Genomic DNA, 16,543 nt, shown 5'->3' on the forward strand with positions numbered 1-16,543 from the left:
AGGTATTTAATTTAATTTGAGAAGTAATTTGCTATTCAGTTTTGAAAGAACTATTCGCTCCTGATTAGGAGTTTTTTTATTATTTAAATACTTAAATAATAAACTTTTTAATGAAAAAATTTTTATTAAAAAAAGCAAAAAAATGTTTATAATTTAATGGTAGCAACGTAGAAGGAGAGGGATGGAATTTAAAATTTTAGATTTATTTTCAGGTGCTGGTGGTTTTTCATCAGGTTTTGAACAACATAAAGATTTTAAAACTAGTATTGCTGTAGATTTTGATCAAAATGCCTTAAAAACCTTTAAATTTAACTTTCCTAACACTAAAATAATTTGTGGTGATTTAACTTCAAAAGAAGTAAAGTCGCAAATTATTGAAACTGCTAAACAAGAAAAAATAAATATGATAATAGGTGGACCACCTTGTCAAGGTTTTAGTTTAAAAGGAAAACTTAAAGGTTTAGATGATCCAAGGAATTTTTTATTTTTAGAATATTATAATTTAGTCAAAGAATTAAAACCAGAAGTTTTTGTTATTGAAAATGTTAAAAACCTTTTAAATACATTAGATGGTTATTTCATTAAGCAAATATATGACAAATTTACTAATCTTGGTTATCAAATTAATTATGGAATTTTAAATGCTAAAGACTTTGGAGTACCGCAAAAAAGAGAAAGAGCAATTATTATTGGTTCTTTATCTAAAAACATTAATTTGCCTATTAAAAATACAGAAAAAATAGTTACTGTTAAAGACGCTATTTCTGATTTAAATTATTTAGAATCTTCAGAAGGTTCTTTTGAAAGTAAATATTTATTCAAGTCTCAAAGTGAATATCAACAGATGTTAAGAGGGGATAAATTATTTAATCATCAAGCAACAAATCATTCACAAATTGCTTTAGAAAAGTTAAAAATGATACCAGCAGAAGGGAATAAAAATCATTTACCTAAAGAACTATGAGGAAAACAAAGATTCAATACAACTTGATCAAGATTAAAATGAAATGAATTTAGTCCTACAATTGATACTAGATTTGATACTCCTTCTAATGGAAAAAATTCTCATCCTGTTTTGAATCGTTCTATTACACCAAGAGAAGCAGCAAGATTACAAAGTTTTCACGATAGTTTTGTTTTTTTAGGACCAAAAACTAGTATTTGCAGACAAATAGGAAATGCTGTTCCACCATTTTTAGCAAAAGCTATAGCAACACAAATCGCAAATTCGTATAATCAAAAAGAAAAAGAAAACAATTATAAATTATATAATGGTGATGCTTATAAAATAGTTGATGATCTTATTGAAAATAAAATTATGGTAGATCATATTATTTGTGATCCACCTTATAATATTTCAAAAGAAAATAATTTTTCAACTCTAAATTCGCCAAGAAAAGGAATTTTATTTGGACAATGAGATCAAAATTTTGATTTATTTAGTTGAATTCCAAAGTATGTCCAACTTTTAGATAATAACGGTTCGATAATTATTTTTTGTTCTTATAAATATATGAGTTTTATAATAAAAGAACTAGAAAATAGTAAAATAGAAGTTAAAGATGTTTTAGTTTGACAAAAAAGCAATCCAATGCCAAGAAATATAAATAGAAGATATGTTCAAGATATGGAATTTGCAATTTGAGGTGTTAAACAAAAAGCAAAATGAATATTTAATAAACCAAAAGAAAAACCATATTTAAGATCGCTTTTTGAGTTCCCTATTGTATCAGGGAAAGAGAAAGTTGATCATCCTACTCAAAAAAGTTTAAAATTAATGGAAGAAATTATCAAAATTCATACAAATGAAGGAGATTTAATTTTAGATCCTTTTATGGGTAGTGGAACTACAGGGGTTGCTGCACTAAAATTAAAAAGAAATTTTATTGGAATAGAAAAAGATGAAAAATATTTTAAAATAACAAAAGAAAGAATTGAAAATGTTAAAATTAAGTAATTTATTAAAAAATAAAATAGAACCATTTGCTTTTGGAAGTTTAATAAGTAGAATAGTCCCTTCACAAGACAATAAATATTTTGCAGCAATTAGTTCATTTCAAGAATCTACCAAAATAGAAAACACAAGTGAAGAATTCAACAAAGATTCAGAGCTATTTTTAAATAAATTAAATATTTTTTCAGAATCAAATAAATGAATTTCTTATAAGGAATATAAAGAAAAATATTTTTTTATAAATTTTAATTTTAAAGGAAAAGAAAAAGCAATATTAATTATTGAAAATGATTTGAATATAGATAAAACTAGTTTTTTCAATAAATTATATGCAAAAATTTATGAAGATTTTTCAAGTGATGAAATTTTGAACGAAGATAAAAAACAGTTTATACGTGGTTTTTTTGAAACAAGAGGAAGTATTGATACTCAAAGAAAATTATTAAGTATTGATTTGTTTTATGATTCTAAATTTGAATTAAATAAAATTTCAATTCTAAGTGAAATATTTTGTATTCCGATTTCTATGTTGAATGTTAATTTTAGACAACTGCAAAATCAATTTATTAATAATATAAACAAAAGAAATACACAGTTAAGAATAAATTTAAAATGATATGCAAAAAATATTGGTTTCTTAAATGATTATAAATTTAAAATTTTAATAAAGGTTTATAATTTTAATGACTATTATAAAATAAATGATGTAAATTTTATAAATTGTGAATTAACTGATGAAAGTAAAAATTTGAGAACAAATGTAATTATAGAATATTTTAAAAATTTAGTTCTTTATAAAGAATTAAATACTTATGAAATTGAAAAAATTAGAAATGAATTAGGTTTTAATTTTGAAGAATTAGAAAATAAAACAACAAGAAACAAAAAAATAGTTGATTTTGTTCTTTATTTAGATGATGATATGTGTTATGGTTGTGTTGATAAATTTCCTATAGAAAATAGAACTTTTAAACATAGAAAAACAGGAAAATATTATTTTGAAATTCATCACAATATATCATTATCTAATAATTCAAAATTAGACAAAGCAGAAAATTTAGTGAAATTATGCCCTGTTTGTCATAGATGTTTAAAGAAAAATGTAGGAATTGAAAAAGAACAAAAAGAAATAATAACAAACATTTTAAAATATAAAAAAGAAGCAAAAGAATTTGCACAAGGATTTTTTGATACAAAAGATGAACAAGAATTAATTAACAATATTTATAAAAATTTAAAATAATATTGTTATGGAGGTTTAGTATAATGGCAGTACAATGGATTCCAAACCCATTGGTAAGGGTTCGATTCCTTTAACCTCCGCCATATGTAAAAACACCAAATGGAGTAAAATGGAAAAAGAAAAAAACATATTTAATTATTTAATAAAAAATACGTCAAAATTTAATTTATCAAGTACAAATTTCTTTGAATTTTTAGATTTAAATGGAGCTAAAAAACTGATTTATGCTTTTGAAAAATTAATTTTTCAAGAAAATAAAAAACAAAAAATTTTTATTGCAAATCAAAATAGCGAAAAAGCAGATAAAATTAGTGAAATTTTTATTTCTTTATTTGAATTTAAAGATACTAATCAAATTACAACATTAAGAAAAAAAGATTCTATTTTTTTTCCTTTGTTTGCTTTTGCTTCTAGAAAAGTAGGTTTTGATTATTCTATTTATATTAGCGAAAATCCTTTAAGCAAAGAAATAAGTATTAGCTTTTATAAAGGAAATATGCAGTTTTTGAGCAAAGAGGAAATTGAAAAAATGAAATTTTATTTTGAATATGAAACAAATTTAGAATTTGAGAACATTCAAAAAAATAATAGTTTTTCAATTTTGAAAATTGACAATATTGTTGAAAATTTTGCAACCACTTTAATTAATGATTTTATGCTACGAAAAAATGATTCTAAAATTCTTAATATAGGTTTTTTAAATAAAAATAATGACATTAAATTATTACAACAAAAGATAGTTGGAAAAATGGATTTAAAATTTAATTATTCTCCTTTTAGCATAATTAAAAGTAAAATGATTAATAAACTTTACTTTAATTTATTTAAAAAATCTGATGTTTTAATAGATTATGAAAATGACTTTAATAACATTATTTTTTATGTTAAAAATAAAAATAAATATATAAAAATAAGTGATATTGAACTATTTATTACTATATGTCATTTTTTAAATACTGAATTAAATACTACCAAAATTTTAATGAATAATGAATTATTTAAAATAATAGATTTAGAAGTAATTAAACAGAGACTTTTAAATAAAGAGGGCAGTAACTTAATTAATGTCAATTTGGATTCTAAAATGAATATTACTATAGAACAAAAAACTTCTTTAGTTTTTGACAATCCTTTTAAAAACCTTATTTTGTTTTTAAATTTTCTAAATTATTGCAAAACACAAAATTTAAATTTTGAAAAAATACGTGACTTTTTAAAGAAAATTTATAAATACAACGAATTAGAATTTAATTCCTTAACAAGTAAAATTAATCTAGAAAAAACAAAAAATATTTTCTTTGAAAAAGGATATAAACTGATTTTTGAACATCAAAATGATTCTATGCAAACATTTTATTGTTATTTTGAAAACAAAATGAGTGAAAAAATTTGATTTTTTTATAATTTTTCTTTTTGTAATGCAAAAATTATGTATGAATCCAAAAAAAATGTAAAATATAATTATTTTATGCATAAATTAATAAAAAGGATTAAAAATGACAACAAAATTTAAACAAAAAGAATATAGATTATTAAATAATGGAAAATCCCTTGAAAAAGGAGATGTAATTTCTTTTAAAGCAACTAACACAATGTTTGAAGATGTAGAAATCAAAAATTTTGATAAATTAACAATTATCTCTATTTTCCCTTCTTTAAACACTAGAGTTTGTGATGAACAAACAAAAGAAATTTCTAAATTAGCATCAGAATTTAAAGAAGTAAGATTTATTTCTATTTCACTTGATTTACCAAGTGCTATTGCTGAGTGAAAATCAGTAAATTTATTACCTAATATTGAAATCTATTCAGACTACAAACATAGAGAATTTGGACTAAAATACGGATTTTTAATTGATCAAGTATTTTTACTAAATCGTGGTTATATAGTGTTAAACAATCAAAATAAAGTTATAGATTTTTCATACAACACAGATGTACATGAACAAATAAATTTTGAAAAAATTAGAGAAATTATCAACGAAAATATTTAAATTCAAAATATTAACTTTAAACCGCACCAAGCGGTTTTTATTTTCTTCTATCATTGTAAAAATTTCACTTTTTTCTTAAAATATTTAAAATTTTTATTATAATTTATATACTTTTATGATAATTACTAAATAATAAATAATATCAAATAAAAAATTTTAAAAAAATCTCAAAAAAATTTGGTTTTTTTAAAAAAAATAGTATAATTATAAAAGTATGTTAATACGAGACAAGCTCGAGTGGCGGAATAGGTAGACGCAAGGGACTTAAAATCCCTCGGTGGCAACACCGTGCTGGTTCAAGTCCAGTTTCGAGCACCAGTGCGCCCTTAGCTCAGCAGGTAGAGCAAATGGCTTTTAACCATTGGGTCAGAGGTTCGAATCCTCTAGGGCGTACCATTTCAATATATTGTCCAAAGAAAATACCTTTATGGGTATTTTTTTATTTTTTAATTTATGAAAATAATTAACTAAAATAAAGGAAAAATAGATGTTTTCAAAAAAATGAAAAAAACTTAGTTTCCTAAGTTAGTTATTTTTAGCATTTTTCATTGAACGCATAACAGCTTTAATTTGTGTTTCAGAAGCTTTTCTTCCCATTTGTAGGAACATAGCTCTAATCATTTTTTCAGTAATTGGAGGATTTTCTTTTATTTGTTTTTCAAACATTTTCTTAGATACTAAAACTCCGATGATACCACCAACAATAAATAAAATTACTGCAACAGCAATAACAATACCTATTCAACCACCAAGACCTACTCCCCCAGCTGTTTCCACAACTTTTACATTAGTTGCTTCATTAAAAATTTTTAACATAAATTTCCTCCTATGATTTTTCTCCTTATATTATACCAATCAATTAATAATTTTAGGTGAAAACTATTAATTTTATTAATTATTATTATATTATTTTTTTGTTTTATAAAACAATAGTTCCTCCAATAATTCAGGAAATTCCTATAATACAAAAAACAAGACCAAAAAATAAAGGACTAACTAATTTTATTTTTTCTCAAACTGGTAAATACATTCCAGTGCTTTCATAGTCAATGTTTTTTACACTCTTTTGGTTGTTTTTTTCTTTATATTTAATTAATTGCTTTTCTTTGTACTCTTGTGCTTTTCTTTTTGTTCTTGGATAATAGAAAAATAAAATAATTCCAAGAACAATGAAAAGAGATCCAAATAAAATGGTTGCTCATAAAGGTAAACCATCTAATTTTTTATTTTCTAGTGATCCTATTTGATTCATAATATTAAATTATAAAACTTTTTAAAAATATATTATAATTAAAATAATATTTAATTAGGAGGAATAATGTTTAATGTTAATGATTTTAAACCAGGGATAACTTATCAAGAAGATGGTGAACTTTTTATTGTTTTAGAGTCCCAGCACTCAAAACAAGGTAGAGGTCAAGCAACAGTTAAAGCAAAAGTAAAAAACTTAAGAACAGGAGCTACAACAATTAAATCCTACACAGGTGGAGATAAAGTTGAAAAAGCTCATATAGAAAAAACAGGTATGAATTATCTATATAATGACGGAAACGAAATTATTTTAATGGATGAAGAAACCTATGAACAAATTGGAATTGATGTTTCTAAACTTCAATGAGAATTGAACTTTTTAAAAGATGGATTAAAAGTTATTGTTAGAAAATTCGAACAAGAAATTTTAGATATCGAATTACCTATCAATATTGAGTTAAAAGTAATTGAAGCTCCAGAAGCTGTTAAAGGAAATACTACAACAAACCCACAAAAAAAAGTTATTGTGGAAACAGGTTTTGAAGTTGAAACACCTATGTTTATTAAAGAAGGTGAAATTATTATTGTTTCAAGTGAAACAGGAAAATACGTTGGAAGAGCTGGTAAATAAATATGAATTATGTTATTGTTAATTACGGTCTTAATCAAATTTATACTGTTTATGAACAATCATTTTTACAAACAGTAAAATCTGTATTTTCTAAAACTGATTTTGTAAAACTAGATGGTGATGTTAAGATAAAATTTAACAATTCCAATACCAATATTAGTATAGAAGCTCAATTTTACATTTATGAAAACAAACATGAATTTAGCGATATTATCAATAACTTAATTAACTCTTTAAGAGAATCAATTAAGTTACTTATAGGGATAGATGCTGAAAATATTTCATTGTTTTATAAAGGAAAAATAAATAAAAAATAAAATTAAAGGATAAAAATGAACTACAATAAAAATTTAGATCAACTTTCCATTAATACTTTAAAAATTAATGGAACAGCAGCAATAAATAAAGCAAATTCAGGTCACCCAGGGATTGTTTTAGGTGCTGCAACAATTATGCACACTTTATTTTCAAGACATTTAGTTTTTAACCCAATGTCTCCAGAATGAATTAATAGAGATAGATTTATCTTATCAGCAGGACACGGTTCAGCATTATTATATGCTCAATTAAGAGTTTTAGGATTAATTAAAAAAGAAGATTTAATGAACTTTAGACAAATGGATTCTTTAACACCAGGTCACCCAGAATTTGGACATACAATAGGAGTTGAAGCAACAACTGGACCACTTGGTCAAGGAATTGGAATGGGAGTAGGACTTGCACTTGCAGAAAGTCATTTAAATTCTAAATTTTCTGAAATTAACCACTATACATATGTTTTATGTGGTGATGGAGACCTTCAAGAAGGAGTTGCTAATGAAGCTTTATCTCTTGCAGGAAAATGAGAATTAAACAAATTAATTATTTTACACGATTCAAATGATGTGCAACTTGATACAAAAGTTGAAGCAGTAAATGCAGATGATTTAAGACTAAAAATGGAATCACTTGGATTTTTCTACCAACAAGTAAAAAATGATGTAGAAAAAATTTCTAAAGCAATTGAAAAAGCAAAATCATCTAAAAAACCTTCATTTATAGAAGTAAAAACAATCATTGGTGAAGGTGCAACAAAACAAGGAACAAGCGATGTGCACGGTGCTCCACTTGGTAAAGACTTTGAAAACCTAAAAAGCAAATTAAATTGAACAATGGATGATTTTGAATTACCACAAGAAGTTGAACAATATTACAGAGAAACTCTGTTTAAACGTGGAGAAGATGCACAAAATTCTTTTACAGAATCAGAAGAATTAAAAAATTATTTAGAAAACGCTAATAAAGAAATTTCTATTAATTTAACATTAAAAGAAAATGATGCTACTAGAAATTCTTCAGGTGCTGTTATTAAATATTTAAACGAAAATACACAACACTGAATTGGTGGATCAGCAGACTTAGTTGCTTCTACTAAAGCTGGTGGAGCTGATGGAGTATTTTCAGTTGAAAACAGACAAGGAAGAAACTTATTATTTGGAGTTAGAGAATTTGCAATGGGAACAATTGCAAACGGACTTGCACTTCACTCAGTTCTAAAACCTTTTATTTCAACATTCTTTGTATTTTCAGATTATGTAAAACCAGCAATGAGACTTTCAGCACTAATGAAATTGCCTGTAACTTATGTATTTACACACGATTCAGTGTTTGTTGGGGAAGATGGACCAACTCACCAACCAATTGAACAATTAGCTATGCTTAGATCATTGCCTGGAATTAAAGTTTTAAGACCTGCTGATGAAAAAGAAGTAATTGCTTCATATGAATTAGCAATTAATTCAGTAAATAAACCACACGTTATAGTTCTAACAAGACAAAACATTACTTCACTTGCTTCAACAAATAAAGACTTATTTAAACAAGGAAGTTACTTTGTGAATAAAACAAATTCTAAATACGCTTTAGTTGCAACAGGAAGTGAACTAGCAACAGCACTAAAAATTGGTAAAGAATTTGATTTAAACGTTATTTCAGCATCTAACTGAGATAATAAAGTGCTTTGAAACCCTATGAGCACTATTTCTATTGAAGCGGCTTCTACTTTTGGATGAGCTAAATTAGCAAGACACAATATTGGACATGATGATTTTGGTTATTCAGCTCCAGGTGATCTAGTTTATAAAAAAATAAAACTTGATTATGAATCAGTAAAACAATACGTTTTAAAACACTTTAAATTAAATAAATAAAGAAGGTGTATTACAAAAACAACAAATTTACAACCAAATACACCATCAACTGATTCCAAGTATTTTACTAAATCAAAAATTTTTAAAATTACAATTTCCGATATAGTTTTAAGTGGAATTTTAATTGCTATTTATTTAATAATTACTTCTATTTTAAGATTAACGATTTTTACAAGTAAATTAAACATTAGTTTTGAAATACCTTTTAGTATTATTTTAGGTTTAGTTTTTGGACCTTTTAAAGGTGCTTTTCTTGCAATAATTGCAGATACTTTTACTTTGCTAATAGTTGGAAGTATAGCAACTTGAATGATTGAATATGCAATTGTACCACCACTTATCGCTATAGTTTCTTGATCTTTGTTATATATTTACCAATTAAAAAATAAATGAAGTTTTATAGTTATAATCACTTCATTTGCTTTGGTAATAGTTACAATGCTTTTAATTTACTTTTTAGAAGTTTTAAATACTACCAAAAATGTTAGAATTGAAAATATTAATAAAGACTGAAGAAGTTTTTTTACAAAAGAAATAGTATTAACTTTTATTTCTATTTTTTCAATAGTAAGTATTGCAGTTTTTAGTTTCTTTATTTTTAAATATTTTAAGACTAAAAAAGAAATTTATTACCTTTTAACCTTTATTTTCGCAACTATTTGCATTATAATAATCATTTTCCGTTGACTTTGAGGACCGATTGCTTTTATTAATTATTACAATCGTTTTATCGCTGTTAAAACAAATAAAGGAAGAGAAATTAGTGGATATTTCTACTTCTATCTTACTCCAATAATTTTAAAAGGTTTAATTACAATTCCAATTTATACAACAATATTAACATTATTAGTTCCTATCTTATTAAAACTTAAAAAGAAATACGATCAACCAAAATATTAATAATAAAACTCATTCGTTTGAATGAGTTTTTTAGTATTTTAATATTATGGTTGATTTCTATAATCTAAAAACTTCTTTCGCTTTTCAGTTAATTGTTGCTCTGGAATTTTTTCAATTATTTTACATAGAACTGGATTATTTTTGCAATAATCATTCATATTTTCTTTATCTAAAAAGACTATTTCTCCATTTTCAGAATTAAAAGTGAAATTATTATCATCAAATTTTTTATGTAAAGTTGGTGAAAGGTTTAAATAATTTTCTTTATCAGAGATAAAATTTAATAATTTATTAATTTCTGTATCATCTTTATTTTCTGTATTAAAGTTTGAATATCAGTAATTTATAATCATCATTTTAATCTTATAAACGGGAAAAATGTGAGCTTTTTCAATTGGTTCACTTCTTGAAAAAGGAAAAACATTTACTTGATTTATTTTACTTCTTTCTTTTTCAATTGTTTTTTCAAGTGTTTCTTTTTGTCTGCTAATTAAATTTAAATTATTTAAATAGATTTTTTTCTTTTCAGGTGAATCATTTGAATTAATTATTTTTATTGATTCATAAATATTTTTAAAAATATTTGTTGATTCTTTTTTATTGTTAATTTTTGCTTTGAACTCTTCAATATAATCATATTCAAGACTTGTTTGATAATAAATTTTTTCATAATTTGAAATATTATTGTTAAGTTTAGTAGAAAAATTTTTGAAAAATAAATGAAAATTTCTCTTGAAAATTTCGTTTTCCTTACTCAAAATCAAAGGAGCATTTTCAGGTTTAGATAATTCCCCGGCAGGATTAGAACCTCTAACTAGAGTAATAATGTTCTTAATTGTTTCATTTCTAAAATTATCTTTTAAGAAATTATTTATAATAGAAAGTTCTTTTTCATTTAATTTTACTAATTTTCTATCACTCAAACTCAATCTTTTTTCTTGAGTAAATCCAAGTAAATTGAATAGTTCATCTCTTTTTTTAAACATTGCAATTTTATCCCTAAATCATCTTTCTGTTGTTTTTAAATCAATAAAACATTCATCAAGTTTGAAGAAATAATCAACTATAACAAGTGATTCTTTCATATAAATGAAATAAAATTTCCCCTTAAAACTTGCACTTGTAGTGGTTTTGGAATGATAATTTTTTGTTTCAACATCAAATGAATTTCAAACTAATTTTGGGTTATTCATAATTCTCCTTTATAAATTCAACAATTTTTTCAAATATTTTTTCAAGCACTTCAACTGAAATTGAATTTCCTGCTAAAAATGTCATTTTTTGTTCGCTTAATAAATTAGAATCTTTAATCTTTTTTATATCTTCTTTACTAAAACCCATATATAATAAAGATTCTTCTCCATTTATTACTCTTATTTTCTTTGTATTTTCAAAGAAAAATTTTATTCTGGAATTTGCTCCTGAAGCAGTTAAAGTTGGACCTAAATGAGTATTAGCATAAATATAATTTTCAGAATTAAAATTTGTATAATTATGTATAAATGCTTTTTTAATATTATTTTTGGTTACATAAAACTCATCTATTTTTAGCTTTTTTAATTTATCTTCAAGTAATTTATCTTTAGGTGTTTGTTCTGTATCTTCTTTTATTATTTTGTTGAGTTTTTTTGTATTTTTAATAATTTCTGGTCATTCAAAACCATTTTTATTTAAAGTTGAAATCATAAAAACTCTTTCTCTATTTTGTACTGAATTGAAATCTGAAGAATTGATAATTTTTCAAGTAGAAAAATATCCAAGACTTTTTAAAAAGTCTATTCATTTATTGAAGTCATCATTAAATTTTTTACTTGCTAGGCTCTTTACATTTTCAAGCAGCAAAACTTTAGGTAGTCTATCTTTATTGGCAATTAATAACCTTTGAATTTGAAGTAATAAACCACTTCTTGTTTCTTTTGTTATTCCTTTTTGTTTACCTTGCTGTGATAAATCTTGACAAGGAAAAGAATAAGTAAAAATATCTATACCATTTGGTATAACTTTTACTTCTTTTATATCATTATAAAATGAAGGAGTCTCCTCAGAGAGAGAGAGAGAGAGAGCACTCGGCAGTTTTTATAAATTTTTCAAAAAATGGATAAATTTGTATTAAATATTCATCGGATTTCTTATTAAAAAATCTGTTAGAAACCAAATTTTTACTATCATTACTTAATTTTAATTTAGATAAATTTTCTTTAATTTTATCTAAATTAATTTTATTTGTGTGACTTTCCTTCTTTTCATTTATTAAATCATAAGCAATTATTGAATCTATAAATCATTCAATTAAACCCATTGATTTGACAGTTATATTCATTTTGTTTTTAATATTGTTTAGTGCTTTAATTTGCGAACCAATTCCAGCAAAAGCTTCAAAAATTTTTATTTCTCTCTTTTTCATTTCTTTTTAAGTATATCGCGTTTCAAAAATAAACAAAAATCATTTTTTTATCTCTCTTTCTTTAAAAAATCTTGTCAAGAATTTAAAACATTGTTAGTGTTTATTAATTTTTGTTTGTATTTCTGATTTGAATTAGTGATGTAATCAAAAAAGTAATCTAAAATAACAAGGTGAGAAATTTTGGAAGCAATAGGTACTAATTTATCTAAATTATTGATTTTGGCATAAGTTATTTTTATATCAATTAATTCAGAAAATATTTTTTCAATATTTGAAGTAATTACTATTGTTTTTGCTCCAAATTCTTTTGCTTTCTTGAGAGCAAAATAAATTTCATTATTTCTAAAATTATTGCTCAAACAGATGATTGCATCATCTTTTTCAAGAGTTCCAAGTAATGGAAACATAGTGTGGAAATCCAGTTCAAAAGTTGCATCAAATCCTATTTTCTTTAGATTTGCACAAAATTCAGAAAGAATTTTTCCACTTGAACCAAGTCCAAATAATAGCACCTTTTTTGCTTTATTTAAATAGTTAGTAGCAAGTTTGATTTTATAGATATTTTCTTTTTGCACAGCAGAATTAATTGCATACTGTTGAGTCTTATAAATATTAAGAAAGTTCTTTTCAGTTTTTAAGAATTTTGTAGAAATATCTAAAATATCTAACTCTTTTATTCTTTTGTTAATAAAAATAGTTAGTGCTCTATAATTGTTAAAACCATATTTCTTGGCAAATCGTGAAATTGAAGCCTCGGAGCAATAAATTATCTGTGATAATTCTTGCTGAGTAAGGTCAAATTCCTTTTCATGGAATAAATTTATAAACTCAAGAATTTTTAATTCTACGTTAGTTAAAGAGTTAATTTTGGTCAAAATATTGTTAGTCATATTAATAATATTTTAATATATTAAATAATAAATGAAAGAAACTTTCAAAAATTTATTTTTTTCTTTCATTTATAATAAAATTATTTATGGATAATATAAAGGAGATTTTATGAAATATTCACAAAGTGTTTGTGCTATAAATAGTTTTGAATCACTTAAAATATTAGATGAACTTTCAAATTCTGGTATGACTCATATTCATATTGATTTTATGGATAGTTTTTATGTTCCAAGTTTTGGTTTTTCTTTCGAACAAGCAAAATTTTTAATCGAAAGATTCAAACATATAAATTTTGATGCTCATTTAATGGTGAAAAAACCTTTAAGATTAATTGAAAAATTAATCGAAGTAGGATTCAAAACGATTTTTATGCCAGCAAATGAAATATCACTTGAAGATTTTGTAGATGCTACTAAAAATTATCCAAATATTTGCTTTGGAATAATGTTAGAAGCAAATAATAATCCAGAAGACTTTAGAAATATAATATTAAATTCAAAAAAAATTCTTTTGATGACTATTGATAAAATAGGTGGTACTGGACAAAAATTAAATAATTTATTATTTTCAAAAGTTAATACAATTAAACAAATAAATAAATCGATTGAAATTTATTCAGATGGTGGCTTAAGAGTGACAAATAGTGATGAATTTTATCAAAATAATATAGATGTAGCTGTTGGTGGTTCCATAATATATTATTTTGATAGTGCTAATAAATTTATGAAATGATGAATAGAGAAATATGATTCTTAATATAGCAGTAATTGTTTTAGGTTCGCTTCTTGGTTTTATACTTTTAGTAGTCATTATTTGACGTTTATACGAGAAAATTAAAGGTAAAAAAAGCAATTTCAATTCTTCTAAAATTGGAAACACATCTAAAAAAACTCTTGAAAAACTATTGATTTTTGATTCATTAAATGATTCATTAACTTTAAGCAATATTCTTGTAAAAAATAATTTTGCTAAAAAAGGTTATTCGCTTTTTAGTGGAGTTGTTCTTACAAAAGAAAAAATTTATTTAATTTCTGATTGTGTTTCACTTGACAACTATGAAAAAATTTTAATTGATGAAAAAGGTGTTTTTTTACAAAAAAATAATAAATCATTTAAAAAAGATCTTTGAGAAACCTATTGATTAAATGAGTCATCAAGATGACTTGAGAAAAGATTCAAAGATAAATATGAAATTTTAATTCTTGTTGATGAAAATCTTAATAGTGATTTAATTGAAAATAAAACAAAATACAGATTTATAGATATTTATTCATTAAATAAAGAAATAGAAACTCAAAGTCAAACTTTAATGAATCCACAAAAGGTAAGTGAAATATTTTTAAAAAACAATTTATTTAAAAAGGAAGATTCTAAATAATGAAGTTTAATATTTTAGGGATTTTTCTTTTAGTTTGTGTTTTGATAATCCAAATTTTTATTGTTTTTGTTTATAAAATAAACTTAAAAATAAAATATCAAAAAATTGGTTTAAATTTGGTAGAAAAACCAACAGTAATTGTTCAGAAAAATTTAAGTACTAAATTCAATAAAACATTTAATTTAAGTTTAAATATTAGTTGATTTAAAACTCAAATTAATATAAAAAAATCCTTGTTCTTTATCTCTAAAGAGAATTTAGGTTCAAATATTTTTTCACTTGTTAATTTACTTCACTTTAATTTTTATTGTTCAAATATAAAGAAAAATACAGAAAAAATAACTCTTATCTTTAAATATTTAATGATTTTATTATTTAGTACAGGTTGAGTTTTACTTACTATGGATTTATGAATTTGATCACTTTGTGTATTATCTTTATTTATTTTACTATTAGTATTTGAATTTGTTTTTAGTTATAAAATTTCTAAAATAGCATATATACAAACGAAAAATTATATTATTGAAAAATATCATAATCAAAATCTAAACTTAATTTTAAGTTATTTAAAATACAAAAGATTTTCACTTTTAGAAAAATATTTAACTTTTTATATTACTATCATTCAAGAATTAACTATTAAGTTTAAAAATTGGGGAAAAAATGAATAAAAAAACTAAACAAGAGTTAATTGAACATTTAGTTTATAAATATGCACTAGATGAAAAATATTTATCACAATTGTCATTAGAACAACTTGAAGAACTTTATCAAGAAAAAGAAAAAGAATCGTTATTAATTGCTAAAAACCCAAATAAATTCTTTTATATTAAAAGTTTACCTGTTCCAAAAGAAGTGGAAACAAAAACTTCTACAAAAGGTGGTTGAATAATATTTGGAGCATTTATTACAGTAATTATTTTTGCAATTGTTTTGTTTTTATTATTAGCTTTCTTAAAAAATTAAAATAAGGAGAAAAATGAAGTTATTTGACAAAAAAATGATGGAATGACAAGAAAATTGTCATGATTGAAAGGAAGTTGTACACAAAGGTGTAGAACTACTTGTAAAAGAAAATAAAGCTACATGAGAATTAGAGACAAAAATTTTAGATTCAACTGCACAATACGGAGCTTACTATGTTTTAGAAAAAGGAATAGCACTACTCCACGGACCTGCAGGAGATCATTGTTTAGAAGCTGCAACTTCCACACTTATTTTAAAAGATGAAGTAGTTTTTAATAATCAAGAAGATAAAAGTGCAAGAATTATTATAACTCTTTCAGCACCAGATAATACTTCTCACATTGGTTTTATTCAAGAATTTGGAAATTACTTTATGAATGAAGAATTTAAACAAAAAGTTTTAAAAGTTAAAAATATGCAAGAGTTTTTGGATTTAATAGAAAAATACGAGGTGAAATAATGAACATTAGATGTGTTTGTGGTTCTGGTTTAGGTTCAAGTCTTTTATTAGAAATGAATGTCAAATCAGTTTTAGATAAATTGGGAGTAGATTACGAATCTGTTGAACATACTAACATTTCATCATTTTCAAAAAATGGTGTTGATTATGTAGTTGTTGGTGCAGATGTTGCTCCTACATTGGATTTTCCAAAAGAAAAAATGGTTGTTTTAACCAACATTTTATCAAAAGATGAATTAGAAAAAAAATTAAAAGAATTATTAAAAATATAATTTTAGAAAG

Annotated in this window: 20 protein-coding genes and 3 tRNA genes; 17 read left to right on the forward strand and 6 right to left on the reverse strand. The window is 23.6% G+C overall.

The features are described from left to right. Positions 1 to 181 precede the first annotated feature (181 nt). From dcm (ACXX84_RS00760) to ACXX84_RS00790, 7 genes are all read left to right on the forward strand, one after another. Entirely contained in the window at positions 182 to 1,957 is a 1,776-nt protein-coding gene (dcm, locus tag ACXX84_RS00760) for a DNA (cytosine-5-)-methyltransferase (RefSeq protein WP_458572727.1), read from the forward strand. Next, a complete protein-coding gene (locus ACXX84_RS00765) occupies positions 1,941 to 3,197 on the forward strand; it encodes an HNH endonuclease (RefSeq protein WP_458572728.1) in 1,257 nt (418 codons plus the stop codon). Before dcm (ACXX84_RS00760) ends, ACXX84_RS00765 begins: the two co-directional genes overlap by 17 nt. A 9-nt stretch (positions 3,198 to 3,206) precedes the next feature. Beyond that, positions 3,207 to 3,280, forward strand: a tRNA-Trp gene (locus tag ACXX84_RS00770). Positions 3,281 to 3,306: 26 nt separating this feature from the next. Continuing rightward, the gene (locus ACXX84_RS00775; protein WP_458559475.1) at positions 3,307 to 4,710 is read left to right on the forward strand and encodes a hypothetical protein; all 1,404 of its coding nucleotides are present in this window, start codon (positions 3,307 to 3,309) and stop codon (positions 4,708 to 4,710) included. Next, the gene (locus ACXX84_RS00780) at positions 4,694 to 5,191 is read left to right on the forward strand and encodes a redoxin domain-containing protein (protein ID WP_458557732.1); all 498 of its coding nucleotides are present in this window, start codon (positions 4,694 to 4,696) and stop codon (positions 5,189 to 5,191) included. Before ACXX84_RS00775 ends, ACXX84_RS00780 begins: the two co-directional genes overlap by 17 nt. Before the next feature lie 231 nt (positions 5,192 to 5,422). Beyond that, positions 5,423 to 5,509: transfer RNA gene (locus ACXX84_RS00785), tRNA-Leu, on the forward strand. Between the two features lie 2 nt (positions 5,510 to 5,511). Next, a tRNA-Lys gene (locus ACXX84_RS00790) sits at positions 5,512 to 5,587 on the forward strand. Between the two features lie 129 nt (positions 5,588 to 5,716). On the opposite strand, the gene ACXX84_RS00795 is transcribed toward ACXX84_RS00790, so the two are convergent. Both ACXX84_RS00795 and ACXX84_RS00800 read right to left on the reverse strand, forming a co-directional pair. Next, entirely contained in the window at positions 5,717 to 6,007 is a 291-nt protein-coding gene (locus ACXX84_RS00795) for a YneF family protein (protein WP_458560670.1), read from the reverse strand. 103 nt (positions 6,008 to 6,110) lie between these two features. Next, positions 6,111 to 6,443 (reverse strand): hypothetical protein, encoded by a 333-nt coding sequence (locus tag ACXX84_RS00800; protein WP_458557522.1) that lies wholly within the window; start codon positions 6,441 to 6,443, stop codon positions 6,111 to 6,113. A gap of 66 nt (positions 6,444 to 6,509) precedes the next feature. Between ACXX84_RS00800 and efp the strand changes: the two genes are divergently transcribed. The 4 genes from efp (at position 6,510) to ACXX84_RS00820 (ending at position 10,162) form a co-directional block, all read left to right on the forward strand. Further along, a complete protein-coding gene (gene efp, locus ACXX84_RS00805; RefSeq protein ID WP_436358442.1) occupies positions 6,510 to 7,073 on the forward strand; it encodes an elongation factor P in 564 nt (187 codons plus the stop codon). A gap of 2 nt (positions 7,074 to 7,075) precedes the next feature. Then, the gene (locus tag ACXX84_RS00810) at positions 7,076 to 7,390 is read left to right on the forward strand and encodes an MMB_0454 family protein (protein WP_436358441.1); all 315 of its coding nucleotides are present in this window, start codon (positions 7,076 to 7,078) and stop codon (positions 7,388 to 7,390) included. 15 nt (positions 7,391 to 7,405) lie between these two features. Further along, positions 7,406 to 9,262, forward strand: coding sequence for a transketolase (locus tag ACXX84_RS00815; protein ID WP_458572729.1), 1,857 nt, complete (start codon positions 7,406 to 7,408; stop codon positions 9,260 to 9,262). A gap of 279 nt (positions 9,263 to 9,541) precedes the next feature. Then, positions 9,542 to 10,162, forward strand: a complete 621-nt coding sequence (locus ACXX84_RS00820) for a hypothetical protein (protein WP_458572730.1) — start codon at positions 9,542 to 9,544, stop codon at positions 10,160 to 10,162. Between the two features lie 44 nt (positions 10,163 to 10,206). On the opposite strand, the gene ACXX84_RS00825 is transcribed toward ACXX84_RS00820, so the two are convergent. From ACXX84_RS00825 to ACXX84_RS00840, 4 genes are read right to left on the reverse strand one after another with little or no spacing between them, the layout of a single operon-like run. Next, a complete protein-coding gene (locus ACXX84_RS00825; protein ID WP_458572731.1) occupies positions 10,207 to 11,355 on the reverse strand; it encodes an MAG4270 family putative restriction endonuclease in 1,149 nt (382 codons plus the stop codon). Further along, positions 11,348 to 12,235 (reverse strand): DNA (cytosine-5-)-methyltransferase, encoded by an 888-nt coding sequence (gene dcm / locus ACXX84_RS00830; protein ID WP_458572744.1) that lies wholly within the window; start codon positions 12,233 to 12,235, stop codon positions 11,348 to 11,350. The genes ACXX84_RS00825 and dcm (ACXX84_RS00830) overlap by 8 nt, the downstream gene beginning before the upstream one ends. Next, positions 12,183 to 12,566 (reverse strand): DNA (cytosine-5-)-methyltransferase N-terminal subunit, encoded by a 384-nt coding sequence (gene dcm_N / locus ACXX84_RS00835; RefSeq protein ID WP_458560573.1) that lies wholly within the window; start codon positions 12,564 to 12,566, stop codon positions 12,183 to 12,185. The genes dcm (ACXX84_RS00830) and dcm_N overlap by 53 nt, the downstream gene beginning before the upstream one ends. 47 nt (positions 12,567 to 12,613) lie before the next feature. Next, positions 12,614 to 13,456 carry a MurR/RpiR family transcriptional regulator gene (locus ACXX84_RS00840; RefSeq protein WP_436358435.1) on the reverse strand — a complete coding sequence of 281 codons (843 nt, stop codon included), beginning with the start codon at positions 13,454 to 13,456 and terminating at the stop codon, positions 12,614 to 12,616. 109 nt (positions 13,457 to 13,565) lie between these two features. Here ACXX84_RS00840 and ACXX84_RS00845 point away from each other — a divergent pair, with 109 nt between their 5' ends. From ACXX84_RS00845 to ACXX84_RS00870, 6 genes are read left to right on the forward strand one after another with little or no spacing between them, the layout of a single operon-like run. Further along, positions 13,566 to 14,213, forward strand: a complete 648-nt coding sequence (locus ACXX84_RS00845; protein WP_458560574.1) for a hypothetical protein — start codon at positions 13,566 to 13,568, stop codon at positions 14,211 to 14,213. Beyond that, positions 14,203 to 14,835, forward strand: coding sequence for a hypothetical protein (locus tag ACXX84_RS00850; RefSeq protein ID WP_436358433.1), 633 nt, complete (start codon positions 14,203 to 14,205; stop codon positions 14,833 to 14,835). Before ACXX84_RS00845 ends, ACXX84_RS00850 begins: the two co-directional genes overlap by 11 nt. After that, complete coding sequence (locus ACXX84_RS00855; protein ID WP_458559467.1) at positions 14,835 to 15,506, forward strand: hypothetical protein; 672 nt, start codon at positions 14,835 to 14,837, stop codon at positions 15,504 to 15,506. Before ACXX84_RS00850 ends, ACXX84_RS00855 begins: the two co-directional genes overlap by 1 nt. Continuing rightward, a complete protein-coding gene (locus ACXX84_RS00860; RefSeq protein WP_436358431.1) occupies positions 15,499 to 15,801 on the forward strand; it encodes a hypothetical protein in 303 nt (100 codons plus the stop codon). The genes ACXX84_RS00855 and ACXX84_RS00860 overlap by 8 nt, the downstream gene beginning before the upstream one ends. A gap of 13 nt (positions 15,802 to 15,814) precedes the next feature. Continuing rightward, positions 15,815 to 16,261, forward strand: coding sequence for a PTS sugar transporter subunit IIA (locus ACXX84_RS00865; protein ID WP_436358430.1), 447 nt, complete (start codon positions 15,815 to 15,817; stop codon positions 16,259 to 16,261). Further along, on the forward strand, positions 16,261 to 16,533 hold the full coding sequence (locus tag ACXX84_RS00870) for a PTS sugar transporter subunit IIB (protein WP_436358429.1): 273 nt from the start codon (positions 16,261 to 16,263) through the stop codon (positions 16,531 to 16,533). Before ACXX84_RS00865 ends, ACXX84_RS00870 begins: the two co-directional genes overlap by 1 nt. Positions 16,534 to 16,543 lie beyond the last annotated feature (10 nt).

It is taken from the genome of Mycoplasma sp. AC157, from assembly GCF_054343415.1.